Genomic DNA, 26,739 nt, shown 5'->3' with positions numbered 1-26,739 from the left:
CCTGCCTTAGTCGGGCAAGTCTTGGAGCGACTCATACAGCGGCAGAAGCGGTTCCGCGGGCAGGATCTCGCTGGGCAACCGTCCGGAGAGGAACGCGGTCAGTACCTCGACGGCGCCTCCGTCGAACTGCTCCCAACGCATGTGGTTGAGGTCGGACACCAGCACGGGCCACCGGTTCGGGTCGGGGTCACCGGTCAGCCAGAACAGCTCCCCCACGTCGCCGTCCAAACCCTCCGCCCACGGCAGCAGGCCTGGCACGTCCGGGTGGATCGGATACGGGACGTTGTCGAGCGAGTCCAGGACCTCCAAGACTTCCTCGAACAACGCCGCGAGGTCCCCCTCCCGACCGGTCACGGTCGGCGGCTGCACCAGGAAGGTGCCCCCGTACTCACCGACCGGCAACACTTCCAGCAGCCGCTTGTAGTCATCGGGTAGTGCGAACCCGAGCAACCGCTCGGTCACTGACCAGTCCGGCACCATCTTCGGGGTGCTGGACCAGCCAACGAGTCGGGCGAGGTCATCGACGGCTGTCATCAAGACCCCTTGCAGCTGTCTTCGAACTTCACCTCGAGCAACTCCACGTGGAAGTTCGACATGTTGGGGATTGTGCCATGACACAGCCAACCGTTATTACCTCGCGCGTAGAACTTGATCGCGTACGGCACCATGGTGTTGAACTCGTCGTACACCGGGGCGACGATCATGTGCACCGGGTTCTTGGCCTCGACCTGTTGGCCGATGATCTTCTCCACCCCGTGCCACATCCACGCGTTGTTGGTCTTGTCCTGGTAGCAGGGGACGAAGTTCCGCCGGTCGCTACTCGAACCGTTCAACGAGTGCGCGATCAGGTGGCACCGGGCCATGCCCGTGTCGCTCTTCTGCCCCGGCAGGGCGAACCCCAGTACGGGCCGCTCCTCGCTGTTCGTCGAGACCACGCAGGCCGCCGCCCAGGTGGCCCGCAGCGCGCGGCGGCCGTTGTAGGTGACCTGCTGCCGCTCGCCGTACTGCTGCCAGTTCTCCCGGCACCCGTCGTCCTCGTCCTCGTCGGTACCGGTGCCGCCCGGCCCGCGGGGGTCAGAGCCCGGGTCGGGTGAAGGGATGGGGCGGTCGTCCCGGTCGGCCAGTGCGGTCTGCTGGATGGTCTGCCCGGTGACCACCGAGGCCAGGATCGTGCCCGCGTCGGCGATCAGCTTCTGCACGTCGGGCGCGAGCGTGGGACCGGACGGCGGCTTGGGCGTCGGGGTCAGCGCCTTCTCCAGCACCTTGGCGGCCATGGCAGCCGCCGCTGCGGCTGCGAGCGCGGCCGCGGTCGGGCCACCACCGCCACCACCCGGGTTGCCGTTCCGCGTCGTGACGCGCACGTTGCCACCCGGCCCCCTCGGGCCCTTCGGGCCGCCCCCGGCACCACCGCCGCCGGGCTTGGCCTGGGTGCCGATCGGCGCCGGTGGGGTGCGCGGTCCGACACTGCCGCCACATCCCCCGAGCGAGCGGCAGTTGATGACCTCGTCGGGTCGGTCTGATCCGAACCGCGGGCGCACGTTCAACCTGTTCCTGAAGGAGCCCGTGGTCCCGTTGATGGCCGAGTCAGCGAGGTAGGAGATCCCCGTACCTACCGTCGCCACGCCCGCCCAGGCCGCGACCTCCAGAAGGGTGGTACCCACGACGCAGGTTGCGCCAACCGCCACCGCCACGGGCGGCGCGGCCGCCGTGGCCAGCGTCGGGGCGACACACACCGCCTGAGCGAGGTGGCCATCGGGGTCGTTGTAGTTCATCGGCGAGGCCGCGCCGTAGGCGAAGCGGTTGTGGCCCGCCACGCCAGGACCGCCCGCACCCGCGATGTCGTCGCGGCTGTAGAAGGTCGCGGTGGCGGGGTTGTACCAGCGCGCGGCCATGTTGACCCGGCCGGTCACGTCGTCGGTCCACCCGGACTGGAAGCCGAGCGGGTGGGCCGACCCGGTCCTGGCCAACACCTCACCGAACGGGTTGTAGGCGGTGGAGTCGACGATCGCCCCGGCGGCGGAGTAGGTCGCCACGAGGTCGTCGTGCTGGTCGGTGAGCGCGAGACCGCTGGCCGCCCCCTGGGACAGACCGAGCAGGTCCCCGTTCGGCAACCTGCTGTAGGTGGCCGTCCCGTCGGCCGCCAGGTCGTTGCCGAGGTCGCTGTAGGACATGCCCGGCTTGATCAGCCGATCGAGGCTGTCGTAGGCGTAGGTCCGGCTGCCGTCGATGGCCAGCCGGTCGAAGGCGTCGAAGCGGTAGGTGGTGGTGACCCCACCGGTCGTCGTGCCCTCAAGCGCCCCGCGCGCGGTGAAGTCGTAGGTGGTGCTCCCGGCCGTGACCAGGCGGTTGCGCTGGTTGTAGGTGTAGGAGACCGCGCCCGCGGTGAGCCGGTTGCCCGCGTTGTCCCAGGTGTAGCCGGTCGTGGTGGCGCCGTTGGTCCAGGTCGTGAGCCGGCCGGCCAGGTCGTAGCCGTAGGTGTTGCTCGCCGCGCCCGCGGTGCCGGTGGTGGCCTTGCTGGTCAGCCGGTCCGCGACGTCGTAGCCGTAGGTGATCGTCGCGGTGTCGGTACCCGCCGGGTTCTTCACCTTGTCGCTCACCAGGCGGTTGAGGTCGTCCCAGGCGTAGGCCCGCGACCCGTTGCCCGAGCCGTAGCCGACCGAGGTCGACCGGCCCGCGTCGTCGTAGCCGTAGGTGGCGGTGGCACCGGTCCTCGGGTCGGCGGCGGAGAGCAACCGGCCCGCTGAGGTGTAGGTGAAGGTGGCCGTCCCCGCCGCGTCCGCGCGGCTGGTCAGCCTGCCGTTGTCGTCGTAGGCGTAGGTGGCGTTGCCGGACGGGCCCGCCATGCTGAGCAGGTTGCCCCGGTCGTCGTAGGTGTAGTTGTTCGTGCCGGACCCGGACTTCGCGGAGGTCAGTCGACCGGCGAGGTCGTAGCCGAGTACCCGCTCCGCGGTGGTGGCCACGGTGCCGGTGCCGGTCTCGTTCGTCAGGTTGCCGAACACGTCGAACACCCGGTTGCGGACCACGTTGCCCGGCTGGAGCAGCCGCACCGGCCTGCCCAGGACGTCGTAGCTCGTCGTCCAGGTCCGGTTGGACGCGGCCGAGTGCTGCGGGGTGACCGGCTCGATGACCGACTCGACCAGGTTCCAGGTGTTGAACTTGGTGATCGTGGCGTTGCCGTTGCCGTCGGTGAGCCGCGTCCGGTTGCCCGCCGCGTCGTACCCGTAGCCGACGCTGGTGTTCGCGTTGGTGGCCACCGGCTGGGTCTCGCTGACCAGGCGCCCGAGCGCGTCGACGGCGATCGTCGTCGTCACGTTGAGCGCGTTGGTGCTCGAGGTGACGTTGCCCGCCCGGTCGTAGCCGGTGCCAGTGGTGCGCAGGACCTGCCCGGCCGCGTTCGACTGGGTGACCGCGACCTGCCGCCCGGCCTGGTCGTACTGGGTGCCGACGGACAGCCCGAGCGGGTCGGTGACCTTGACCGTGCGACCGAGGTGGTCGTAGGCGAAGGTGGTCACCTTGTTCTGCGGGTTGGTCGAGCTCACCTGCTCGGCTAGGCCGTTGTAGGCGTACTTGGTCTCGGCGCCGTCCGGGGTCTTGACCGACTTCACGGTGCCGGAGTCGTTGTAGGCCGTCGTGGTGGTCAGGTTGCGCCCCGGGGCCGGGTAGCGCTCCACGACCGTCTCGGTGATCCTGCGCCCGAGGTCGTCGTAGGTCGCGGTGGTCGTGGCACCGGTGACACCCGTGGCGGACAGCAGTTCACCCAACGGGGTGTAGCGGAACGTGGACACGCCCGCGGGGTCGGTGCCGCGCACCGGGTCGGTGCGCAGGGTCAGGTTGCCGAGCACGTCGTAGCCGAACGTCGTGGTGGCGCCGCCCGCGTCGGTCACCGAGCTCGTCCGCCCGGCCCCGTCGTAGGTCGTGGTCGTGGTCGGGGTGATCGCGGTACCACCGGGCGGTGTGTACGCCGGCGCGGTCGTGCTCGTCTGGCGGCCCAGCTTGTCGTAGGCCGCGGTGGTGGTGTTGCCGTTCGGGTCGCGCACCGACGTCGCCGCGCCGAAGACGTCGTACCCGGTCTTGGTGACCGGCCTGCCGACCTGCGCGGCCGCGCCGTTGGACTCCAGCGAACCGGGTGGCTGGGTGACGGTGGTCAACCGCCCGGCGGCGTCGTAGGCGTAGTTGGTGGTGAACGCCGGGTCCGGGGTGGGCCCGGTGGTGCCCCTCGGGTCGGTCACCGCCGTCACCAGGCCCGACTGGTCCCGCACGGTCTTGGTGACCAGGGTGGTGGCGCCGTTGACGACCGACCGCGTGGTCTCCCGCCCGACGGCGTCGTACCCGAGGGTGGTGATCGTGGGCGTGGTGGAGTCGCTGTCGGTGCTGGTCACAGTCACCGGGTTGCCCAGCCCGTCCACGGTGTAGCGCGTGGTCCGCTGCTCGCCCTGCGGGTCGCCCACCGAGGCGACCAGGTACCCGGCCGCGTCGAAGACCCGCTCGGCCACCACGCCGCCAGCGGTGGTCCGGGTCTGGTTGCCCACCGCGTCGTAGTCGAACGCCGCGATCTGAACATCGCGGGTCGACCCGTTGGCCTCGCGGAACCCGACCCTGGTCTGCGTGGCGAGCAGGCCGTCGTCGAAGTAGCGGTAGGCGGTGGTCCGCCCCATGGCGTCGGTCGTGGTCGCCAGTCGCCCAGCGGGGTCGTAAGCGTTGGACTCCAGGGTGACGTCCCTGGCGGGTTGCCCGTCACCGCTGAAGGACTTCACGCCCGTGGTGGCCAACTGGTTGGTCGGTGTGTAGGTGTAGGTGAACTCCGTACCCACGGGGTCGACCACCTTGGTGCGGTTGCCCAGTGTGTCGTGGGTGTAGGTGGTGACACCACCCTCGGCGTCGGTCACCGTGCGCACCCGACCGCGGTCGTCGTAGTCGTAGCTGGTGGTCCGGGCGATCGCGGTGCCGTTGACATCGGAGGACGTGCTCGTCGCCAGCGCCCCGTTGCCGTGGTAGGTGTTGAGGACCCGCGACTGCCGGGTCACGCCCGTCACCGCGTCGGTCGTCACCGGACCGGTCGAGGTGAGCACCCGCGACGCCCCGTCGTAGGTCGTGCTCGACGTGCTCGCCCCACCCGGGAGGGCGGAGGAGACGACCTCGGTGGTGACCGGGCGCCCGAGCCCGTCATAGGTGTAGCGGGTGATCTTGCCCGCCGGGTCGGTCGCGCTGACGAGGTCGCCGAATCGGTTGTACGCGAAGCTGGTGACACCACCCGCCGGGTCCGTCGTGGACGCCAGCAACCCCTTGGGCTGCGTACCGCCACCGGTTCCGGCAGGAGCTGCCTCGGTGCCCGCCGTGTACAGGTTGGTCGAGGCCCGCCCATCCGGCACGTCGTCGGTCGACGGCGTGCGAACCGAAGCCAACTCCCCCTCGGCGGTGTAGGTGTAGGTCGTGAGATAGGTCGTGTCGTCCTTGTTCGCCGATCGCGCGTCACGCGAGGTCAGCAGGAGACCGTTGCGCGGGTCAGCGGGATCAGCGGGATTGGCGTAGTACCCGTAGTACGCGGTGTTGCACTGGGTCTGCGCACGACACGTGGACTGGGAAACCAGGTTCCCCTGCGCGTCATACCCGGTGTTCGTGGCATTGCCATTGGCGTCGGTCACCTTCGCCAAGAACCCACCCGCGTCATACTCGTAGTGCTGAGCCGCCCCCTTGGCATCAACCTTGTACGCCAACCGATCACCGCGATCGTGGTCGAACCCGTAGACGATCTTGCGCCCAGCCGGGTCGACAACCGTGACCGAGTAGCTCTTCGCGTAGCCCTCGCGCACGTGGGTCAGGACCTGGCTCGAGGTGAGCGCGCGGGGGTAGAAGTTCAGGTACGAGATCGTGCCGTTGAAGTGCCCCCACGAGTCGGCGGGTTCGCTGGGCCAAGCCTCGTCCGCCAGCCAGCCGACGCCCGCTTGGATGACCCGGTCGCCGATGGCGGCCGACCCGCTGCGGTGCCCGACCGCCTTCCCGTCCAGGTAGAGGACCTGGCTGGTGCCGTCACTGGTGATCGCGGCGTGGTGCCACTGGCCGTCGTTGACGGGGGCCGTGCTGCGCATCGGATCCACGCCCGTGGGCGCCAGACCGCCGTAGAGCTTGCCGTCGGTCCCGATGTAGAGCAACGGCCGCCCGGTCGGTGTGCCGGACTCCGCGGGGTTCTTGTTCCCAGCGCCGAGCAGGACCCCACCCGCGACCGAACTGGACTGGAACCACAGGTCCACGGAGTACTTGCCGCGCCCGAGCAGGTGGTACGGGGGCAGCACGGCGTGGGAGGTGGACCCGTTGAACGACCCCGAACCACCACCGTCGGTGATGAAGGGGTTCTGGTCCAGCGGGACGTTGACCAGGGTCGCCCCGCCGAGCGCGGGATCCAGCTTCGGTTCGTCCACGTCGTTGAAGAGCCGCCACTGGTGCGGGACATCGGGGTAGACAGCGCCGCGGAACGAGGTGAGGGACCCCCGCGCGGCGTAGTGCGCACTCACCCGCGCGGCGGGCAGCGCACTCCGGTAGGAGATCAGGTGGGCCACATCCACGGCCAGGAAGGAGAAGCCGCTCGCGGGCCGCGCGGGCCACGGGCGGGCGTCGAAGGTGCCGATCGCCACTTCGACGTGGGTGGCGTCGCTGGAGATCGACCCGGCCAGGGTGCCGACAAGCGCCGCGTCGAGGTACATGGCCTGGCCCGCGCCGTCCGCGGTCAGCACCAGGTGGTGCCATTGGCCGTCGTTGACCGCGTTCGGCGTGACGATCCCCGCTACCTGGCCGTTGTTGAAGTGCCCGTAGAGCTTCCCGTCGGACCCGACGTAGATGAGCGGCGTGTCGTCATCGCGCAGGCCGCCCTCGGGGATCGAGGTGTACTCGCCGAGGAGTACGCCACCGGTGGTCGTGGACGTGCGGAACCACATCTCGACCGTCGCGGTGCTAGCACCTGCCACCTCGCTGGCGGTGCTGAACGCCGCGCCGTGGTTGAGCCCGTCGAACCGGAGCCCCAGGTCACCCATCGGCCCCGTGACCGTGGTCTGGACAGGCCCACCGATGTGCAACAGTCTGCCCGGCCACGCCTCGCCGCGCGCACCTTCCCCCGCCGACTGGAACCAGCCCGAGTCCACGGCCAACTGGCTGATCTCGTAACCGTTGGAATCCGGTTTGCCCCAAGGGTCCCACTCGTACATGCCATTGCCCAACGGCGAACTCAGCTGCCACGTACCACCGTTCCGGTCAACGACCCTGGCCGCCTTGCCGGTGCCATCCACGTAGTAGACCTGCGCGAGCCGGTGCCCCGTCCCGTCGAGGATCGAGCGGAGGCGGGTGGTCGACCCGTAGCCGAAGTTCGTCCCCACCTCCGACCAGCTCACGTCCCGGTTCGTGGACAGGTGGGCGAGCGAACCGGAGAAGTGCGCCCACGGGTCGACCGGCTTGGCGGGCCAAGAGCCGCTGATCGGTCCGGCCCCGACGAACACCGTTGCCGTGGCAGCGCCCGCCGGGAGCGCACCTGTGGTCGTCCCGATCTTCACCCCGTCCACGTACACCGCGTTGTTCGCGGACTTGTTGAGGCCCAGGGTGAGCAGGTGCCACTTCCCGTCGGTCACGACCGGACCGGTGATCAGCGATCCACTGCCCGCGGGCGTGACGTAGAGCTTCCCGTCCGTTCCGACATAGGTGGTCTGGAACGCCGATGTGGCGCCAGCGGCGCCGTGCGCGCTGGTCGACCCGCCGATCAGCACACCGCCTGCGGACCCCGTCGCCTTGAACCACAACTCGAACCGGTGGGTGGTGGTGGCCGGGTCGTCGAAGCGCACGGCCTGGCTCGGCACGGTGAGCACCGACGTGGTCCCGTTGAACGAGGCGGAGTTGACTCCCGCGAGTCCGAACGGGTTGTCGGAGGCGGCGGTCACGTTCGCCGCGGCGGCCGCCGATCCGCCGGGGATCTCGTTGACCGCCGAGCTACCCCCGGCGTCGGCCAACGTCCAGTACCCGCCCTTGTACACGGTCTTGATCACACGGTCGTAGTACTCCGGGCCCGGGTTGTTCTCGTAGGTCGTGCAGACCGCGGTGGGGTCGCACACCTTGGTGAGGGCGTCGCCGTCGTAGGTGTAGGTCCACACCAGACCGGTGCCGCCGGAGGTGACGGGGTCGGTGGTGATGGTGGCGATGTGGTTGCCGGTCCAGGTGAAGCGGAGTGCGCGGCCGCCCGCGGAGTTGGTGACCGTGGTGAGCTTGTTCGACCCGTCGTAGGTCAGGGTGATCGAGCGGGCGTGGCCGTCGGTGATGGTGGCGAGCTTGCCCGCGGCGGTGAAGGTGTAGACGAGGTTCGCCTTGTCGATCAGGCGCCAACCGCCGCCGGACACCGGGGTCATGGTGGCGAAGCGCCCGGGCGGTGGGGCGAACGTGCCGTCGCTGTTGCGGCCGAACCGCACCTGCTGCCCGTCCGGGTAGTAGACGACCAGATTCCCGCTGCCGTCGCTGTCGGGCAGCACGGCGGAGTCGAACCTGGACGCCCAGCCCTTGCCGAAGGCGAGGTTGCGCGAGTCCAGGCTGTTGTAGGTGCGCACCACCGAGAGGTCGGGTCCGACCGACTTGACGGCGGCGTCGGTGGCAACGGTCGTGTAGTTGCGCGTCAACGGGTCGAAACCCTTGTCGGACTCGAGAGTGGCCGCGCCGCCGCGGTACAGCACGGCGGGCTGCGGGACCGCCGTGGTGAAGGTGTAGCCGCCGACCATGGGGCCGTTGTTGCCCCAGCTGCCGATGCTGGCCGACCAGCGGTAGACCTGGCTCCACTTCAACACCCCTGCGGGCACCGTCCAGTTGACGGTCCCGCTGAAGCCCGAGTTGGTGCCGTCCCCCACCCAGCCGGAGTCGGCGACGGTGGTACCGGCGAGGTCGGAGATCACGAACCGGCCAGCCGTGCCCAGGCTCGGGTAGTTGTCCGGGTCGTAGCCCTTGAGGGTGAGCGTCGGGGTCAGCGTGCCGAGGGACGAGTAGTGCTCCGGGGACAGGCCGGTGATGATCGGGTACTGGTCGCCGATGGTGAGGGCGACGGTGCCGGAGGTCGGCACGCCCTGCCAGGCGAACATGGTGGTGCCGTAGAGGTCCATGTCGAACTGGATGGTCCAGTTGCCGGGGGCCAGCTTCTTGATCGGCATCTGGATGGTGGCCGACTGTCCATAGCCGACGTTGTGCGGCACGGCGACGTGGTAGGTCATGCTCTGCGGCTGCTCGACGCCGCTGGAGTTGTACAGGTGGTAGGTCAGCTGGTAGTTGTTGCCCGGCGTCCAGACGTCGCGACCCCAGTTGGTGACCGTGATCGGCATCACGCCGTCCTGAGTGGACGACACCGGCACCGACATCGACTGCGGCACCTGGTAAGTCGCCCAGTACGGGCTGTAGGTCACCGCGAGCTTCGGCGGGTTGGCGCTGTTGCGGCTGGCGAACTTCTTCCAGGCGTAGCTGTCGGTCTCCGAGGAGCGCACGGTCAGGCCGTAGTTGGCCGCGCCGTGGGTCCAGGAGTTCACCAGGTCGCGGCCCGTCTGGTTGAGCGGGATCGGCACCCAGGCGGTGTTCGGGCAGGCGCTGCCGGCGCCGCTGTAGGCGTAGGCGAAGTTCGCGCTGCCGACCTGCGCGCCGTAGCCGGGGCCGGGGAAGCCCGCGATCTGGTTGGCCGACCACGGCTGCGTCACCTGGTGCACCCGCACGTCGCGGGGGCTGCACGAGAACGAGTGGATGTTGGCCAGCCACAGCTCGGCGCCCACCACGTACTGGCCAGCGAGCTGGGAGGAGACGCTGCCGAAGTTCAGGTAGGTCGCGGCCTTGTTCGAACCGCCGTCCCACGTGCCCGTGCGCACCTCGGCCATGGTGTGGTGCGGGGTGGTGAAGCCGGTCTGCACGAACGTCGAGGCGTCCGCCTGGACGTCGACCACGCTGGGGTCGACGCGGATCGGGAACACCCGAGCCGGGTCGGTGACCCACGCCTTGTCGACGCTGACCCGCAGGACGGTCTTGCCGCCTTGGCTGTCCAGCGCGTAGGTGACCTTGTCGGAGTTCACACCGGTACCCGCTTGCGGGAACGCGGAGTCCTCCATGAAGCCGCGCGGGATGGTCGCGCGCACCGCACCGGCGCCGTCGACCAGGCTGACCGAACCGTTGTCCAGCCGGGCGGTCAAGCCGCGCAGGTCGAGGGGGAACACCCACTCGGTCGGCGCGTCGGCTCCCTTGAGGACGATCGTCTCTTTGATACCGGTCGCGGTCGACTGGAACTCCAGGTCGGCGGCCTGCCGCACGTCCGGGTAGGTGACCTGGTCGGCGTCCTTGGTGCCCGAGCTGGGTTTGGCGCCCGTGACACCGAAGCCGACCGACACGGTGTCGCTGATCCGGTACTCGGCGAGCGCGGCGGCGTCGGCCCGCTTGGCGAACCGGTGCCCGACCGCACCCGCCTTGTTGCGCAGGACAGCCCCGTCCTCGACCAGGTTGCCGTCGATCGGCTGCCAACTGCCGTTCGAGGCCTTGTAGAACTCCGGCAGGGTGCTGACCTGGGCCGTGCGGGTGCCGTCCGGGTTGGCGTACACCCGGGTCCGCGCGTCGCGCAGGTTCTCCAGCTCCCGGCTGAACCGGGGGTCGAACGACTTCGTCCCGGTCGTCGGCTTGGCGCCCGCCCTGACCTGGGTCTTCGGCTGCTCGACCGCGGGCTGCGGGGGGAGCTCGTCGGAGTCGACGGGTAATTGCCCCACGCCGGTGCCAATGGCCTTCTTCGTCCCCGTCACCGCCGCCTTGGTCGCCTCAGACGGCGCGCTGGTCGGCTTGCCGTCGGCGGACCCCTGGGCCTGCACCGGTAACCGCCCGGTGGGCTTTCCGGCGGGGGCGGCAGCGGCCGCGCTCGCCACCGGGACGGGCACCCAGGGTAGCGACTGGGCCGTCAGCGCGATGGCAGTGATCGAGACGACCGCGAGCCCGCGCGCGTTGACGCGCGCCGACAACCGACCGGACAATGCGGCCCCCCAGTAGCGACAATCCGACATGAGCACTGTTCGTGGCATATCGAACGTTATGGACGCCGCCCTGGTCAAGCGGCCGAACGGGCGCACGAACCAGCCCGGGTCGGCAGGCATGATGTGACCACTCGAACCGACCTGAGGACGGACATGCGTCGCACCTTGACAGCCGTGATCGCGGGGGCACTGCTGGTGACGGGCTGCTCCACGCCGGAGCAGCCCCCCGCACCGCCCGAGCTACCCTCACCGCAGGTAGCCGTCCCGCTCACCCCGACCGGACCCGCGACCCCGGACCCGCGCGTGGTCACGACGCTGAACCTGGTCCACCCCTCGGGTCAGCAGACCCCGACGCGGCACACGATCAAGCTCGGTACCGTCGTCGACCTCACCATCGCCTCGACCGCGGACGGCCAAGCAGCGATCAAGAGCTTGGACCTCGTCGCCGACGTCACCGGTGGGAGCGGGCGGATCCAGTTCACCGCGCTCGTTCCCGGTGACCACGTGGTCATCTTCGGAACGCGGGAACTCGCCGTGCTGACGGTGTCCTGACGTCCGATGTGGACATAGAGTGGTGGCCCCTCGTGGTACCTGGCATCGACCACGCTCGCGGAACCCGCGTGGGCGGGGTCAGTTCGGCGCGGTGGCTATCGAGCCGGGGCCGGTGCCGACGGGGATGGTGGTGGTGACGGTGTTAGTCGCGGTGTCGATGACTGAGAGGGAGCTTTCGTTGGAGTTGGAGACGTAGGCCTTGGTCCCGGTGGGGTCTACGAGGACGTCGGATGGGGTGTCGCCGACGCGGATGAGGGTGGCGATGGTGGTGATGACGGTGTTGGTGGCGGTGTCGATGACCACGGCGGTGGCGTGGGTTTGGTTCGCCACGTACAGGTGAGCGCCGTCGGGGGTAAGCGAGAGTGCCACGGGGCCGCCCACGACCGGGATGAGCGCGGTCAGGGTGTTGGTGGCCGTGTCGATGACGGAGACGTTGTCGCTGAAGAAGTTCGTGGTGTACGCCCGGGTGCCGTCGGGTGAGATTGTGATGCTGTGGGGCATGCTGATCGCGGGGTCTGAGATGGTGGCGATGACGGTGTTGGTGGCTGTGTCGATCACCGAGACGTCGTTGCCCGCGAAACTCGCCACGTAGATGCGGGAGCCGTCCGGGGTGACCGCGATGTCGTCGGGCCCTTTGGCGACCGGGACGGTCGCGATCACGGTGCCGGTGGCCGTGTCCACCACGTCCACGCCATCGGCGCTCCAGCCCACCCAACGGCCGACGTACGCCTTGGAGCCGTCCGGCGAGAGCGCGACCGTGCGCGGCATGTCCCCCACGGGAATCGTGCTGGTCACCGTGTTGCTGTTGGTGTCGATCACCGAAAGGGTGTCACCGCTGTTGTTCGCGACATACGCACGGTTGCCATCCGGTGAAACCGCCACCGAGAACGGGAATGACCCGACGGGAATCGTCGCCACCACCGCGCCGGTGGTGGGGTTGTAGGCCGAAACCGAGTTCCCCAACATGTTCGCGACATACACCAGCCGGACCGCTGGCGCCGCCACTGCCGGGCCAGCGGGCACCACTGCTACTGACGCGCAAAGGGAAACTGCCACCGCGACCGCACCCCTGATGAAGATTCGTCTCAAGACCTTGCTCCCCCTGGAGATCGACACCGTCTCGCACAGCGTATCCAGCCACGGGTGATCAACAATCGACAAGCCGGGTGACAGGACGACCGAGCCCCCCGACACGGAGATCACCCGCGCTAAGCCGGTAACACCGTGCTGTCACACCGAAGGAGCAACGGGGGCCGCGACGAGGTACTCCAGGAGTGCGCGCACGGCGACACCCGTTGGGCCAGCGGGGTGTTCGGCGTAGGGGTGGTCGGCCAAGGCGGTGCCCTGGATGTCGAGGTGGGCCCAGGGTGTGGTGGGCGGGACGAAGTGGTTGAGGAAGAGGGCCGCCAGCAGAGCCGTGCCGTGGCGGAGGCCGGTGGTGTAGTTGACCAGATCGGCGGTGGTGGAGGCCAGGAGGGCGCGGTAGCGGGCGGGCAACGGGAGAGGCCAGAACGGTTCGCCCGCCCGGGTTGCGGCGGCTAGGAGGACATCGGACAGGGGTGGGTCGTTGGTGATGACGGGGGTGATCTGGCGGCCGAGGGCGATGGCGGCGGCGTCGGTGAGGGTGGCGACGTCGATGATCGCGGTGGGGTGGGTCTCGGCGGCCAGGACCAGGGCGTCGGCGAGGATGAGGCGGCCCTCGGCGTCGGCGTTGCGGATCTCGACGGTGGTGCCGTTGCGGATGCGGAGGATGTCGCCGATGCGGATGGGGTCGGCGGTGGGCATGTTCTCGGTGAGGGGGAGCCAGGCGTCGACGGGGCGTGGGCACCCGAGGGCGGACAAGGCGGACATGACGCCGAGAACGGTGGCGGCGCCTGCCATGTCGGCTTTCATGTCGATCATCTGCGGTGTTGGTTTGAGGGAGAGTCCGCCCGCGTCGAACGTGACGCCCTTGCCGACCAAGGCGGTGGGGGCTCCGGAGCCCGGCAGGTACCTGAGGTGGACCAGACGGGGCGGGTTGCGCGAGCCGCGGGCCACGCCGAGCAGCCCGCCCAGGCGCTCGGTGGCGATGCGCTTCTCGTCCCAGACCTCGCACTCGAGTCCGGCGGCGCTGGCGACTTCCACCGCACGATCGGCAAAAGCGATGGGCGTCAGGACGTCACCGGGCTCGGCGACGAGATCGCGGGCCAGGACCACCGCCTCGGCCACCACCAGCGCGGCACGCAGGTGCGCGGGATCGTCGGACGTGATCAGGTCGACGCGGTCGACACCTGCGATGTCGGGGTCGCTCTGGTAGCGGGTGAACCGGTGGCCGCCCAACACGAAACCCTCGACGAACGGCCGCGAGTACCCATCGGGAACGGTGATCGCGAGGTGCCGGTGTCCGCGCACCGACCGCGCCAACTCCCCCGCCGCACGTCGAACCGCGTCCGCATCCAGGTCCCCTACCACACCAAGTCCATAGAGGACTGATCCCGGGATCTGCACCACCTGACCAACTCCGCCGACAAACCCAACAGCGGCGAGGAACTCAGCCGGAATCCCGTCAACAGGCCGGTCCGAGAACGCAGGAGCCACCGAAGTACCTGCGGTGGGCGGGCCAATCACCCACTCGGTCATCGAGCCCGGCGCGCAGCGCCCCACGCCTCCAGGTCGCGGGCGTACTCCCCGGCCACCGCAGCCAACGTCCCCGTCGCCACCCGTGCCCACCCCCTGGCGGCCGACACGGCATGCGGGTCCACCCGCAGCGCCTGGACGAAGCAATCCTCTGCTAGCAAAGGCACTCCCGCCCGGTCGAAGCATTCCCCCGCCAACGCGTACCCCCGGGCGGTCCCGATGGGCCCAAGCCGAGCCGTACGCAGGTACGACTCGCCTGCCTCCCGTTCGCGCCCTTCGGCAAGCAGCACCTCGGCCAACTCCATGTGCGTCTTCGGCTCGTACGGATCGATCGCCAGCACTTCCTCGACCAACCGCCTACCCCGCTCGTGCTCGCCGAACCCGAACGCTTCTTTCGACCGGCTCTCCAGGCAGGCCCGCAGGTTCTCCCGCGCCAGGAACTCCTCGTACGGGCTCTGGAACGGTACCGCTCGGGCCAGCTCCTCCGCCCGGTCCATCTCCCGCTCGAGCTGCGCCCGGTCCCGCCGCAGGAACGGCACGTACGTGACGCTCCGGTAGAACCGGCTCTCCATCATCGCCTTCTCGAACGGCGAGTAGGAATCCCCTGTCAACAACAAGTCCAGGCTCTCCTGCGCCTTCGACCGCCACAGCTCCGCGGCTTCCAACGACTTGGTCTCCCGGGCGTGGTACACCACCGCGAACACCGAGATCACGAACCGCAGGTGTGTCGGGCACGCCGGGTGGTCGGCGATCTCGAACGACGCCGTCGGCTCAGCCACCGAGGGTGAACCGATCGAACCGACGTAGCGCACCACGTCTCGCCAGTGCCACAACCGCAGTTCGGCGACCGTCATCGACTGGTCGATCGGGCGCGCGGGCAGCAGGTCCAGTACCAGGGCGCCGAAACCCAGCCGGAACAACACCACCGCGGTCAGGTACTGCCGCTCGGCGTCAGCGTGCGGGAACTCGTCGATCCACGCGCACAACCGGTCCCACGCGGGTGTCCGCAGCGATGCGGGGAGATCGGCCGGGTGGCGGACCGCGAACTCCACCAACCCGGACTCGCGCACCAGGTTCGCCCGGAACGCGGGCGGCATCAAGCGCTGCCAGTTGACTTCCGGCGGCGCACCAGCGTCAGCGAACTCGAACGCCCAGGTGGGCAACGAGGCATACAGGCACGGCGACTGGGACACGCCCAAGTTGAAGTACGCCCCGTACATCCGGTAGTGCCAATTGTGCTCGAACCCGCGTTCCACAGGCTGGCGCACCATGTCCGCGAGTGCCGGGTCGGACAGCTCCGCCAAGGCTTCCCGAGTGCGCGCTGACCGAGGCGCCGTGCGGTGCGCACGTTCGGCCAGCACGCGCGCGAACTCGTCATGACCGAGCGCCGACGCACAGCGAACGGCGGCGAGGAGCGCGAACGCCGTCCCGAATGGACCCAGGCGGGCCGTCTCCAGGTATCCCGCCAGCGCGGTCTCGGTGTCCCCACGCCGTTCAACCGCTTGCGCCGCTTGCATCCGGGCCTTCACGTCATACGGGTCGAGCGCCAATGCCTCAGCGATCCAGATGTCCTCCGCCGCCGTATCCCCACGGCGCACCGCGATGTCCACCCGCCGGTCCGCGATCCGGCGGCGCATCTCGATGGCCAGCGCCTCCTCGTCGGCGTTGGTCGGCGACTGCGCGAGATCGGCCGCTTCGTCGAGCAGGCGCCAGGCGTGGTCGAATGCCTCTTGCCGCTCCGCGTGCATCACCTGGCGCAGCAGGAGCCGGGCACGCAGCAGGCTGTGGTCGAAGTCGGGGAGTTCGAGTCCTTTGAGGATCTCCTCGGCGCGCGCGAAGTGCGCGGGCGCGACGGAATCGTCGGCAGCGTGGCGGGTGACGAGGTAGCCCCACGCGGCGCACGCCTGCGCGTGGGCCACCGTCGAGGCCGGATTCTCCACCAATGGCGAATACGCGGCGCGCGTTCGGTCCGACAGGCCTTCTACAGCGAATAGCGCACTGGCCCGGGTCCATTGTCCGACAGCGCGAACCGGGTCAGCGCACTCCTCTTCCGAGAGGTCCGCGGGCACCACATCCAGAACAGCCCGGGGCAGGCACGTCGCCAACAGCCATTGCGCCAAGCCCGCGCGGTCCACGTCGTCCAGGCCGGACCGCTCGGCGAACGCCGAGGACATCCGCAGCCAGGTGGGCGAGGCGAGCGCCGGGTCGAGGCCGGTCGGGTCGACCACCCGGTACGGGACCAGCCGGGACTCCTCGTCGAGCAGCGACCGGTAGCTGCCCGGCATGGTCATGCCGAAGCGCGGCGCGGTGGGGTCGCGCTGCTCGAACCGGCGGGCGGCGAGCAGGGATCCCCTGGCGTGCACCGTGGTCAACGGCGAATCGGCGCCGTCGAGGTAGGGCCGGTGGACCTCGAAGGTGAGCCAGCTCGGCGCGTTCGCCCCGGTGCGGCCGTGCGCCAACTCCCAGCGGTCCATCGACTCAGGGCTCCTGTCAGCGGTGGCGGGCGAACCCCGCGGCGGATGTGCCCGCGGGGCCGCCGGAACGGATCAGGCGTCGACCAGGCACACCCAGCAGTCCGCCGCGCCGGTGCTGATCTCGACCTCGTCCGCGAGTGATTCCCAGGTCTCGTAGGCCATTTCGCTGCTCCTTCGTTCGGGGGTCCGGTGGATCGGAACATAGCAAGCGGTTTCGGGCCGAACAAGAGCCGGGCAACCCCACCGTAATGAGCACGCAACACCTTTTCTGTCAACGAATACGAAGCGTGATCGCCCGCAGGAAGGCGTCCACCTCAGCCTCGTCGGTCCAGTGGTGCGGGGCCACCCGGACCAGCCCGTCCGGGTGCGACACGTGGTAGCCCGCGGCGACCAGTTCCTGCGCGAACGGGACGGATTCCCTTGTCGGGTGCGTGAAACCGACGATCCCGGACCAGTCGTCGCCACCGGTGCTCGCGGAAATGGCGCAGCCCGCGCTGCGCAGTCCGTCGCAGAGCCGCTGTGTCAAATGGCGCACCCGCTCGGCGATCGCCGGGATGCCCACTTCGGACAGTTCGGCCAGGGTCTCGGCCAAACCGACCATGCCGAGCACGTTGTACATGCCCCCCTCGGCGCGCGCGGCCGTCGGCAGCGGTGACAGGTCGTAGCGGAAGTGGCCCGCGCCCTTGGTGAGCATGTCGTTGGCGCCCTCGAACCCGAACCACCCGCCGGGTAAGCGCAGGTGGGGCAGGTGCTCGCGGCGGCTGAAGAAGATACCGGTGCCGACCGGACCGCAGAGCCACTTGTGCGCCCCGGCGGCGAGGAAGTCGACCGGGGTGTCGGCCACCGACAGCGGCAGCACCCCGAGGCTCTGCACGGCGTCGACGCTCACCAGGGCGCCGACCCGGTGCGCGAGCGCGCACACCGCGTCGAGGTCGACGCGGAACCCGGTCGCGAAGTTGACGTGGCTGACCGCGACCAACCGGGTGGCGGGGCTGATCGCCGCCTCGACGTCCTCCATCCGGTACCCGCCGTCGCGCATCGGTACCCACACCAACCGGACGTCGTGCATCCGCCACGGGTGGACGTTGGCCGGGAAGTCCCGGTCGAACACGACGACCTCGTCGCCCGCGCGCCAGTCGAGGCCGTCGGCGACCAGGTGCAGGCCGGTGGAGGTGTTGGTGACGAAGGCGATCTCGTCGGTCGAGCAGTCGAGCAACCCGGCGGCCAGCGCGCGGGCGCGGCGACGGGCGGGGAAGATCCGACCGACCTCGGCGCTACCGTGCGGCAAGACGTCCACCAGCGCCTCTTGCATCGCGGCCACGGCCCGGGGGCGCAGCTTGCCCATGCCCGCGTAGTCCAGGTACGCGGTCACCGGGCACGCACCCGGGCGATCGCCGCGACCGCGACCAGCATCGGCACGCCGTGCAGGATCAGCACCCACTCGGGCACGAAGTCGGGGGTGAGCAGGAAGCTGGTGGCGACGAGCCCGGCCATGAAACCGCTGTTCACCACGATCTGCGATAGGCCGAACGCCTGCCCCCGCTGCTGGTCGGGCAAGCGCTGCACGGCCTGTTTGAACGCGACCTCGCTGAACGCGTCCCCGATCCCGGCGAGCGCGGCGCCTGCCAGCCGCAACGGCCACTCGTCGAACCAGAAGATGCCGATGAAGCCGAGCGACATGAGGACCGTGGCCAGGCAGAACACCACGCCCGGGGCGCGGGCGATGACCTTGGTCGCCAGCGGGCGGAACACGAACCCGGCGGCGAGCAGACCGGCCGCCCAGACCCCCCAGATGACGCCCGCGGCCTCGGTGGGCGTGTCGGGGCTCAGCTCGCTGCCCAGAACCGGGATGCCGACGTGCTGCGACGAACTGCCGAACGCGTCCAGGCACCGGACCACGAACAGCGGCACCAACCCGGCGGCGACGACCAGCGGCCAGAGGAGCTTCTTGCTGTCAGCGGGTGTGGCGGGCTCGCTGTCGCGGAACGGGATCCGGATGGCCAACAGCACCAGAGCGGACAGCGCGTAGCTGGCGGCGTCGAGGGCGAACACCCCTTGGAAGCCGATCACCGGCACAGCGACCGCGGACAGGCTCATGCCCGCCATGAACCCGATGCCCTTGATGCCCGCCAGCACGCTGTTGACGAACTGCGCCCGCTCCCCCGCCAACACCGGCGTCGCCGCGCTGAGCGTCCCCTCGAACACCGACCGCCCGATCCCGACCAGGAACACCGCGACGTAGAGCTGCGGTTGCCCGGGGAGCACGGCCAGGGTCAGCAGGGCCGCCATCCGCACCAGGTCGGCGACGACCATCACCGACCGGCGGTCCCACCGGGCCCCGTACGCGTGCCCGAGCCTGCCGCCGAGGATCTGCCCCGCGTACAGCGCCACGCTCACCAACCCGGTCGCCAACGTCGACCGGGTGGACTCCCACACGAAGATCGACAGGCACACGAAGTCCAACGCGTACCCGATGTCCGACACGGCCTTGGCGCCCAGCAGCAGCCCCAGCTGCCCGCGCACCGCTCCCTTGGTCTCCGCCACCGCCCCATCCAACCGCCACCGTCAACCGGGCAACGCCCGAGACTGCGGCACCCCGGGAGCGGGCTACTCGACCGGTGCGACAGCCCGGGTGGGCCAGTGGATCCGCAGGGCGCACACCGCGACCACCAGCGCCGACACCGCGACCACGGCCATGCCCCAAGCCAGGTTGCCCGCACCCGCCACGAACCCGATGATCGGCGGCCCGCCCAGCAGGCCGGTCACGCCCATCGCCGCCACCAAAGTCAACGCGTCCGATCCCTGACGGGCGGCGGCCACGTAGACACAGGGGGTAACCGCGGCGATGCCGAGGCCCACGCAGGCGAAGCCGATGAGCGCCGGGACGACACCGCCGATCAGCAGGGCCGCGGCCAAGCCGATCCCCGCCAGGGTGGCGCCCACGCGGACCACGGCGCCGTCGCCGAAGCGGGTGCGCCAGCCGTCAGCGAAGAGGCGGGCCACCAGCATCATGGCGGACACGACCGCGATACCCAAAGGGGCCAGGGATGCTGGGGCCTGGGCGATGTCCTCAAGGTACAGTGCCGACCAGTCGTTCATCGCACCTTCGGTGATGGTGCCGAACACCATCGCCGCCCCGAGCCACAGCGTGGCCGCCGCGGGCAGGGCGAACCGGCCGCGGCGCGGCTTCTCCTCCGGCTCGATGTCCGAGGTCAGCAACGCGGGTCGGGCGAGGGCGAGCAACGCCAGCACGACGACCAGCGCGATCCCGAAGTGCACCCACAGGTCCTCGGTCACCGAGGTCACCGCGGACGCCACGAGCGCGGCGACCAGGGAGCCACCGCTGAAGGTCGCGTGCAACCGGGCCATCGCGTTGCGCCCGTGCCGGACCTCCAGCGCCGCGCCCTGGGCGTTCATCGCCACGTTGAGGCAGGCCACGACCACCCCGTCGAAGGCCATGACCACCAGTGCCACGGCGAAGCTCGGCGTCGCGCTGAGCGCGATCAGCACCCCGCCGAGCAACAAACCCGACAGGCACGCCAGGTCGCGCGAGCCCAGCCGCCGCATCAGGTACCGCACAAGGGGGAACGACCCCGCCGCGCCAACACCCGTTGCCAGCAAGAGCAAGCCGACCTCGCGCGGGTCGAGGTCCATCCGATCGGCCAGCGCGGGAATCCGCGAGGCCCAGGTGGAGTACTGGAAACCGAGCAGGCTGAACAGCGCCGCGATCGCGAGCAACTGTCGGGGGAACCCCACCGGACCCGTCACTGTGACCTCCGTGTTCCACCGGCGGACTCGACCCGCCGGGTGATCGGCCTGGACATGTACACCGCGCCGGGACCGTAGCCCGGCGTCGCCACCGCCGGGAGCGCCCGGAACCCGCGCGCGGTCCAGAACGCCCCAGTCCCCTCGAGCGCGACCAGGGACACCCGTTCAGCGCCCACCGCGGCCTCGATCACCCGGTCCACCAGCAGCGCGCCGAACCCGTGACCCCGCGACGCCGGTGCGATCACCAGGTCGTGCAGGTGCAGGTTCGCCCGCCCGTGGACGGTGAACTCCGGCTCGGACAGGTCCGGGAACCGGTGGTCCGGGTACGGCAACGACAGCACGTAACCCGCGATCCGCTCCCCGGCGTCGAGGACGAAACACGTCTCCGGGGAGGCGACCGCCCGCGACTGCAACACGGTGCGCCCCTCCGACAAGGCACCGTAAGTGGCGGCCTCCAGCGCCGCGATCGCCGCCCAGTCCTCGGCGACCAGGTGCCGGATCCTCATGCTGGGCACGGCGCCTGCTCGCGGTCGTGCGCTTGGACGATCTCGTAAGGCAGCGGCCCGAACCCGTTGAACCCGCGCGTCATGTAGCTGATCGAGTACGCACCGCACGCCATGATCCAGACCGGGTCGCCGGAGCGCAGGTCGCGAGGAACCCGAACCGGACCGCCGTCGCCGCCGAAGGCGTCGTCGCTGTCGCAGGTGGGTCCGGCGATCATCGCGGGCACGAAGTCGGCGGCCGGACTGGCGGGGAACACCAGCCTGTAGCGCAGTTGGTCGGTCTCGTACAGGCCGTTGAACTTGCCGCAGCTCAGGTAGAGCCACCGCTCTTGGCCGCCGTCGAGCAGCTGCCGGGAGGTCAGCCGGGCCACGTGCGCCCGGATGGCGCCGTGGTCGGCGACGAGGTGCCTGCCCGGTTCCACCAGGAACCGCAACGGTACCGGCGACACGCCCCGCAGGTGGCCGATGCCGGACCGGATCGCCTCGAAGATCCCCGACAGGGGCGGCCGCAGCGGCTCGCCGCGTCGGTCGAGGTAGGTCAGCGCGGGGAGACCGCCACCGAGGTTCACGTGGTCGAGGGCGATGCCCCGCCCGCGCAGCGCGACGATGGCGTCCGCGAGCCTGTCGAACGCGGCACGCCAAGCGGTGGTCGACATCTGCTGCGAACCAATGTGGACGGACAATCCGGACGGTTTCAGACCGAGCTGTCGCGCGCGGTCCAGCACGCGCACAGCGTCCGGTACCGAGCACCCGCACTTGCGGCTCAATGGCCACAGGGCCCCTGCGCCGTCCGTCGCGAGGCGGCAGAACACCCGGGAACCGGGGGCGTGCCGGGCGATCGCGGTGACGTCCTCAAGGCTGTCGGTGGCGAAGTCCCGAACGCCGAGGCGATAGGCGGCCACGATGTCCTGGTCCGATTTCACCGTGTTTCCGAAGTGGACATCGCTGACCGCCACGCCCGCCGAGAGCGCTTGCGCGATCTCCCCCGGGCTCGCCGCGTCGACACCGGCGCCGCGGGCGGCCAACCCGGCGATCACCTCGTCCACCGGGCACGCTTTCATCGCGAACTTGACCTCGACGCCCGGCAGTTCATCGGTCAGGTTCCGGTAAGTCGCGCGGATCCCGTCGAGGTCGAACAGGACGCGGTCCGTCGACGCCGCGGCGAGCGCCGCCATGAGGTCGGTCCCGCTCATCGGCGCCGCGCTCCCAAGCCGATGCGCGCGGCCGCGCCGACCAGCGGGGCCCAGGCGTCGATCAGCACCGCGAAGTCCGCCATGTCCGCGCGCGCCTCGTCCAGGAGCTGGTCGCGCCGGTCGATGAGCGTGTCGGCGAGACGGGCGTACTTGCCGCCCAGCCGCCGGTACGCCGCATCGAGGACTTCCAAGCGCCGCACGTTGTCCGCGACGTCCAGCCGGGTGCTCCGCCGCACCAGCTCGGCGACGGCGCCGGGCCGGACCCGGTTCCCCTCGTCGAGCAGGGTCTCCCCCGCCGCGGCCATCCCGTCGTATACGGCACGCAGGTACAGCATCGACAGGAAGAACTTGGCCAGGCGCAGGTGGTAGTCGGCGAACCCGGCGTCGGTCTTGCGCTCCGGGGTGTGGAAGTTGACTATGTGCCGGTTGTGCAGCACGCCGGGCAGCGCCGCGGTGCGGATCAGGTGCAGCAGGAAGTAGTCGCTGCCGATCGTGTCGGTCGCGGGCGGCAGCGGCACGAGTTCCTGCACGTCGTGGAACGCGATGTTGCACATGTCCACCCGCATCGGGTCGACAATCGTGAGGATCGAGCGGTCGCCGGTGAACGGTTCTGTTCCCGCGCCGGTGAACGACTCCGCGACCAGCTCCCGTTTCTCCCCCTCGGTCGCGTCGGCGGGTGCCCACAGGCCCACGATGTCCTCGTACGCCTCGGGATCGAGCTCACGGATCTCCGCGATGTCCACCGACAGGTCACCGATGAAGGAGGCGCCGACCAACACCACGGGTTTGTTCGCGTGCACGGGATCCAGCGCGACCTCGCTCACGCGCGTCGCTTCGCCCGCGCGCAGACCGATCGAGGTGAGCTCGTGGTGGATCGGGAACACCGGTGCGCCATCGAACTCCTGGTAGCGGCTGTCGGAATCGCGGCGGTGGAAGGACACGCAGCCGAGGGCGGAGGCGATGAGGAACGCGCGGTTGGTGCACGCGCCGTAGGACACGCCCGTGGGCAGCATCAGGTCGAGCACGTGCCCCGGTTGCCGCACACCGGATTCCGCAATGGCCTCGCGCAGGAACTCCCGTTGGCGTGCTTCGTCCAGGTGGTGGACCGTGACGCCAGGGATTGTGGTGGCGGCGGCGGCCGCGTGCGCGGCGAACTCGCGCTCACCACAGGAATCCAGGATCAGCAGGTCTACCTGGACGTCGAAGTTCTCGACGGCGTAGGCGGCTTCCGCCAGCATCGCGCCGATGGTGGCGACACAGTCGCGGTTGGTCGGCAGGGTCAGGCAGATCGGGTGCATTCGACCTCTCCAGCGTGCCACGGTGTCAGCCCGAGCAGCTTCTCCCCCAGCTCGGACAGCTCGGCAGTGCCGTAGCGGAGGGCCTCGGGGCGCCGGGCATCGCCGAGGAGGGTGGGGTTCCAGGTGGGTGTGTCCAAGGTGCGCCAGGACTCGACCCGCGAGCGGCGCAACTCCTCGTGCGCCTCGAGGGCGGGCATCATCGCCAGGTATTGCGCCGCTCGGACACCGTCGGTGGAGGTGTTGGGGGCGACGCCGTGCGCCACCAAGCCGTTCCAGATCAGGAGGTCACCGGCGCGCAACACCGGCCGCACGAGCGGGAACTCGGCGCGGTCGATCCGCGGCCGCAGCGGGTCGCGGTCCCCGGGTTGGGTGGCCTTCCACTCGTCGAAGCGGTGGAACAGCTCGGGGCAGCACTGGAACCCGCCCAGCTCCGGCCGGGTGTCCTCGAGCGCGATGATGCCCTGAACCCGCTGCGGCGGGCGGGCCGCGGTGGTGTCCACGTCCCAGTGCAGGTCCATGTCGAAGCCGCGGCCCGTCGGCGCGATCAGCGCGCGGTCGCGGTTGCCGACGTTCGGCGGGTTCAGGTTGAGCCGGTCGAGGGTCACCCAGAGTTCAGCGCAGTCCCACACGTCCACGAACGCGTCGTAGACCCGCTGCGTCTGCCTGCTGTCCCAGAGGAGCTGGTGGTGGTACGCCTCCACGAACCCGTAGACGTGCAGGTCGCGGTCGAGCTCGGAGCGGTACTCGCGCTCGGGGTACCAGGTCTCGGGCCGCGCCGGGTCCAGACCTTGGAACTCCCAGGCGAAGTCGAGCAATCGAAGTGCTGACTCGCGCGCGATGGCCTCGCGTACGACGACGTACCCGTAGGCCTGCCAGGACGCGAAGTCCTCTTGGGATAGCACTCGAAGTGGCAGCTCTTTCTCCAGATCTCGTAGCTGCACGGGAGCTTGGTAGGTGTCCGCGTCAGCACTGCGGTAGGCAATGCTCGACGCGGCGGGGAACAAGGACTGCTCAACAGACATGGGTTCACCTCGCGGTGCGATCTCGGGTCCTGAAAGGATCTACCGACGGACCGGCACTGGTCCTGGTACGCGCGATCGCGCGGTCGAAACGCCGACCCGAACGCGCCCGGGTGGTGTGAGCCCCACGGCGCGCCGGTACTTCCAGGTTCCCAGTTGATCGAATTCCGCGCACCGTGGCGCCTACCACACTGTCCTTTGTGGATCTCAACAAGCACGCCAGCCCCGACAACACGTCCTGGACGGCGCCCAGGTCCGTGACGAGGTACGCCTCGGTGCCCGTTATGAACGGATTGGGCCATCGCGGGCAGGAGCCAGCTGATGGCCGAGCCTGAGGCGAACGAACTCACGTGATCACGCCCGCCTCGGTCGCGCACGGCGGTCATGGGTTCGCCCCGCCACCACATGCGCGACGGGAGATCTCCCCTTGCAGCCGTGTTCGCGGTCGTAGGGGACGCACCTGGTACACAAGTCGATGGTGCGGTATGCGATCCCCATGCTCACCGCGGCCGCGGCGCCCGTCTGGTCGAGCTCGTCGTTGCACAGCAACGCGGACACGTCGTTGACCACGACCCACGACACCCCCGGCCGCGCCGCGCGCAGCTCCACCCCCGGCCACCAGTCGGTCCGCTCGGCGCCGAACAGCGGGGCCGCGCCGAGGGACACCACGCACCGCGGTGGCACCGCCGACGCGATCAGCCGCCTCGGTCAACCAGGCGACGATCCGCCTGCGCACCTCGGCGCCGGGCAGGCCGCGGTTGATGATCGCGGAACGGCGCTCGAGTCTGGTGATGTCGCCCCTGGTCAGCACGCCGGAGCGGAACCAGGTGCCATCGAGGTCGAAGACCAGGACCGGCGCGGCGCTCGGCCAGGCCAACCCGGCCGAGAAATCACCGGCCAGCGGCCCCGTCAACGCTCCGCGCCCGCCTCGTCGTCCAGCAGCACCCCGCCAGGGGTCAGGAACGCGCGGGCCGCCAGCGTGTCCGCCCCGGTCTCTTCGGCGGTCGGCAGGACAATGACATCACCCGGACTCACGATCGCACCCCCATCGACGCAACCCGTGTCTTTCGACCGAGGAAACGTACCACCGGCGTTCAGATAATCGACCGCTCGCCAGTTGAACGAAATCACGCCGAGAAACGGCGTGGCCGACTCACCACCAGTCACGAGGAGCACCCCCGCTCAGCCGACCGGACAGCAGCTCGGCCGCGGCCACCGAGTTGGCCAAACCCGCGCCACGGGTCTTCAACACCATCGTCCCCGGCGCGGCGGACGCGTCCAGGTAGCCCCTGTCGACCGCGCCGAGCGCGAAGGTGCCCGGGTAGTTGCTGCCGCGGTGAGCGCGTGAACCTGCTCGTCGAGTGGCCGAGATCGGCACCGAACGGCACGATGCCCGCCAGCCCTTGGTCCAACTCCCGCTTTCACCCGTCACCGGGGTCCGCGCCGCCGTAAGCGGGCAGCAAGCACGAGTTGACCAGAAAATCCAGTGAATCCTGCGACACGGTATCCCCCGCGTTCATCTCGCCGTTCAGCCGCCGGACTTCCGCGGTTGAACACACCCGGCGTTCCGCGGCGGTGGAAATTGGAATCATTCGGGGCCCGATTCGCCCGATTCCCCGATCGCATCGACTCGGAACGGTCGAATCCCCCGAACCGCGCACCCGTGAGCGCTGTGGACATCACGGGCTACCTCGTAGGACTGTCGCCGACCTCGGCCAACCTGCGGCGACTGCGCCGGGCCCATTCGAGACCCTGGCGATGCGGACCGGCAGCCTGCCCGGTATCGATCCCGCGGCGTCGGTCGAGCGGATCGCGCGGCTCGGCCGAGGCGGCTACTGCTTCCACCTCAACGGCGCGTTCGGCCTGCTGCTCGGCGAGTTGGGATACCGGGTCACCGCGCACCGGGCGTGGGTCTGGAAGCGCGGCCACCTCGCGCTGTCGGTGGCGGGCCTGCCCACCGAGCAGTGCCCAGACGAGCGGTGGCCGGTGGAGGTCGCCCCGCACGAGCCGATCCCCCTGGAGCCCGGGTCGACTCGGCAGGACCGTTCGGCTACGAGGTCGGCGCGTCACCGGTCGAGCCGAGCGGGTGGCGGATCAACCACGTCCCCGCTGCCGGTTTCGCGGACGCGGACATCTCCGCGCGACCGCGAGCACCGCCGACTTCGTTCGGGTGCGGCGGCGGGACGCGACGGGGGCCGACCTGCTGCTCAGCCGGATCACGAGCGCGGGGTGCCAGCGAATTAACGGCCCGACAGGGCTGGTTCGACACCCTCTTCGGCCTCGCCTTCGGCGGCCCCACCCCTCGAGAAC

At 69.9% G+C, this 26,739-nt stretch carries 17 protein-coding genes; 2 read left to right on the top strand and 15 right to left on the bottom strand.

Features of this window, described 5'->3' with window-relative positions; translation table 11 throughout:
* Positions 1-6: 6 nt before the first annotated feature.
* Together LV75_RS12780 and LV75_RS34905 are read right to left on the bottom strand one after the other, a co-directional pair.
* Positions 7-534, bottom strand: coding sequence for an SMI1/KNR4 family protein (locus LV75_RS12780; protein WP_253887083.1), 528 nt, complete (start codon positions 532-534; stop codon positions 7-9).
* Positions 534-11,126 (bottom strand): LamG-like jellyroll fold domain-containing protein, encoded by a 10,593-nt coding sequence (locus LV75_RS34905; RefSeq protein WP_301319104.1) that lies wholly within the window; start codon positions 11,124-11,126, stop codon positions 534-536. Before LV75_RS34905 ends, LV75_RS12780 begins: the two co-directional genes overlap by 1 nt.
* A gap of 33 nt (positions 11,127-11,159) precedes the next feature.
* Between LV75_RS34905 and LV75_RS12765 the strand changes: the two genes are divergently transcribed.
* Complete coding sequence (locus tag LV75_RS12765; protein WP_253887082.1) at positions 11,160-11,558, top strand: hypothetical protein; 399 nt, start codon at positions 11,160-11,162, stop codon at positions 11,556-11,558.
* A gap of 78 nt (positions 11,559-11,636) precedes the next feature.
* On the opposite strand, the gene LV75_RS12760 is transcribed toward LV75_RS12765, so the two are convergent.
* The 13 genes from LV75_RS12760 to LV75_RS12700 form a co-directional block, all read right to left on the bottom strand.
* A complete protein-coding gene (locus tag LV75_RS12760; RefSeq protein WP_344800996.1) occupies positions 11,637-12,563 on the bottom strand; it encodes a YVTN family beta-propeller repeat protein in 927 nt (308 codons plus the stop codon).
* A 225-nt stretch (positions 12,564-12,788) separates the two neighbouring features.
* Positions 12,789-14,135 (bottom strand): leucyl aminopeptidase, encoded by a 1,347-nt coding sequence (locus LV75_RS12755; protein WP_253887080.1) that lies wholly within the window; start codon positions 14,133-14,135, stop codon positions 12,789-12,791.
* A gap of 38 nt (positions 14,136-14,173) precedes the next feature.
* A complete protein-coding gene (locus tag LV75_RS12750) occupies positions 14,174-16,648 on the bottom strand; it encodes a tetratricopeptide repeat protein (protein WP_253887079.1) in 2,475 nt (824 codons plus the stop codon).
* A 271-nt stretch (positions 16,649-16,919) separates the two neighbouring features.
* The gene (locus tag LV75_RS12745) at positions 16,920-18,020 is read right to left on the bottom strand and encodes an aminotransferase class V-fold PLP-dependent enzyme (RefSeq protein WP_253887078.1); all 1,101 of its coding nucleotides are present in this window, start codon (positions 18,018-18,020) and stop codon (positions 16,920-16,922) included.
* Positions 18,017-19,192, bottom strand: coding sequence for an MFS transporter (locus LV75_RS12740; RefSeq protein WP_253887077.1), 1,176 nt, complete (start codon positions 19,190-19,192; stop codon positions 18,017-18,019). Before LV75_RS12740 ends, LV75_RS12745 begins: the two co-directional genes overlap by 4 nt.
* A gap of 63 nt (positions 19,193-19,255) precedes the next feature.
* Complete coding sequence (locus LV75_RS12735; RefSeq protein ID WP_253887076.1) at positions 19,256-20,416, bottom strand: MFS transporter; 1,161 nt, start codon at positions 20,414-20,416, stop codon at positions 19,256-19,258.
* Positions 20,413-20,922: a GNAT family N-acetyltransferase gene (locus LV75_RS12730; RefSeq protein WP_253887289.1), complete on the bottom strand. Its 510-nt coding sequence runs from the start codon at positions 20,920-20,922 to the stop codon at positions 20,413-20,415. Before LV75_RS12730 ends, LV75_RS12735 begins: the two co-directional genes overlap by 4 nt.
* Entirely contained in the window at positions 20,919-22,112 is a 1,194-nt protein-coding gene (locus LV75_RS12725) for a type III PLP-dependent enzyme (RefSeq protein WP_253887075.1), read from the bottom strand. The genes LV75_RS12730 and LV75_RS12725 overlap by 4 nt, the downstream gene beginning before the upstream one ends.
* On the bottom strand, positions 22,109-23,410 hold the full coding sequence (locus LV75_RS12720) for a DUF6271 family protein (protein ID WP_253887074.1): 1,302 nt from the start codon (positions 23,408-23,410) through the stop codon (positions 22,109-22,111). The genes LV75_RS12725 and LV75_RS12720 overlap by 4 nt, the downstream gene beginning before the upstream one ends.
* Complete coding sequence (locus LV75_RS12715) at positions 23,392-24,432, bottom strand: phytanoyl-CoA dioxygenase family protein (protein WP_253887073.1); 1,041 nt, start codon at positions 24,430-24,432, stop codon at positions 23,392-23,394. Before LV75_RS12715 ends, LV75_RS12720 begins: the two co-directional genes overlap by 19 nt.
* Positions 24,433-24,783: 351 nt before the next feature.
* Positions 24,784-25,095, bottom strand: coding sequence for a hypothetical protein (locus LV75_RS12710; protein WP_253887072.1), 312 nt, complete (start codon positions 25,093-25,095; stop codon positions 24,784-24,786).
* 243 nt (positions 25,096-25,338) lie between these two features.
* Positions 25,339-25,596, bottom strand: a complete 258-nt coding sequence (locus LV75_RS12705; protein WP_253887071.1) for a hypothetical protein — start codon at positions 25,594-25,596, stop codon at positions 25,339-25,341.
* Positions 25,583-25,807 (bottom strand): hypothetical protein, encoded by a 225-nt coding sequence (locus LV75_RS12700; RefSeq protein ID WP_253887070.1) that lies wholly within the window; start codon positions 25,805-25,807, stop codon positions 25,583-25,585. Before LV75_RS12700 ends, LV75_RS12705 begins: the two co-directional genes overlap by 14 nt.
* Positions 25,808-26,004: 197 nt before the next feature.
* Between LV75_RS12700 and LV75_RS34900 the strand changes: the two genes are divergently transcribed.
* Positions 26,005-26,673, top strand: a complete 669-nt coding sequence (locus tag LV75_RS34900; RefSeq protein WP_308210936.1) for an arylamine N-acetyltransferase — start codon at positions 26,005-26,007, stop codon at positions 26,671-26,673.
* Positions 26,674-26,739: the final 66 nt, after the last annotated feature.

It is taken from the genome of Actinokineospora diospyrosa, assembly GCF_024171925.1.
GTDB lineage: Bacteria > Actinomycetota > Actinomycetes > Mycobacteriales > Pseudonocardiaceae > Actinokineospora > Actinokineospora diospyrosa.
Note: the sequence above shows the minus strand (reverse complement) of the source record. Positions and strands in the feature narration are given on the sequence as shown.

What these genes read in the sequence shown, in the direction of transcription:
- LV75_RS12780 (WP_253887083.1), bottom strand. Translation starts at nt 534, where the DNA reads ATGACAGCCGTCGATGACCTCGCCCGACTCGTTGGCTGGTCCAGCACC.
- LV75_RS34905 (WP_301319104.1), bottom strand. Translation starts at nt 11,126, where the DNA reads ATGCCTGCCGACCCGGGCTGGTTCGTGCGCCCGTTCGGCCGCTTGACC.
- LV75_RS12765 (WP_253887082.1), top strand. Translation starts at nt 11,160, where the DNA reads ATGCGTCGCACCTTGACAGCCGTGATCGCGGGGGCACTGCTGGTGACG.
- LV75_RS12750 (WP_253887079.1), bottom strand. Translation starts at nt 16,648, where the DNA reads ATGGACCGCTGGGAGTTGGCGCACGGCCGCACCGGGGCGAACGCGCCG.
- LV75_RS12730 (WP_253887289.1), bottom strand. Translation starts at nt 20,922, where the DNA reads ATGAGGATCCGGCACCTGGTCGCCGAGGACTGGGCGGCGATCGCGGCG.
- LV75_RS12725 (WP_253887075.1), bottom strand. Translation starts at nt 22,112, where the DNA reads ATGAGCGGGACCGACCTCATGGCGGCGCTCGCCGCGGCGTCGACGGAC.
- LV75_RS12720 (WP_253887074.1), bottom strand. Translation starts at nt 23,410, where the DNA reads ATGCACCCGATCTGCCTGACCCTGCCGACCAACCGCGACTGTGTCGCC.
- LV75_RS12715 (WP_253887073.1), bottom strand. Translation starts at nt 24,432, where the DNA reads ATGTCTGTTGAGCAGTCCTTGTTCCCCGCCGCGTCGAGCATTGCCTAC.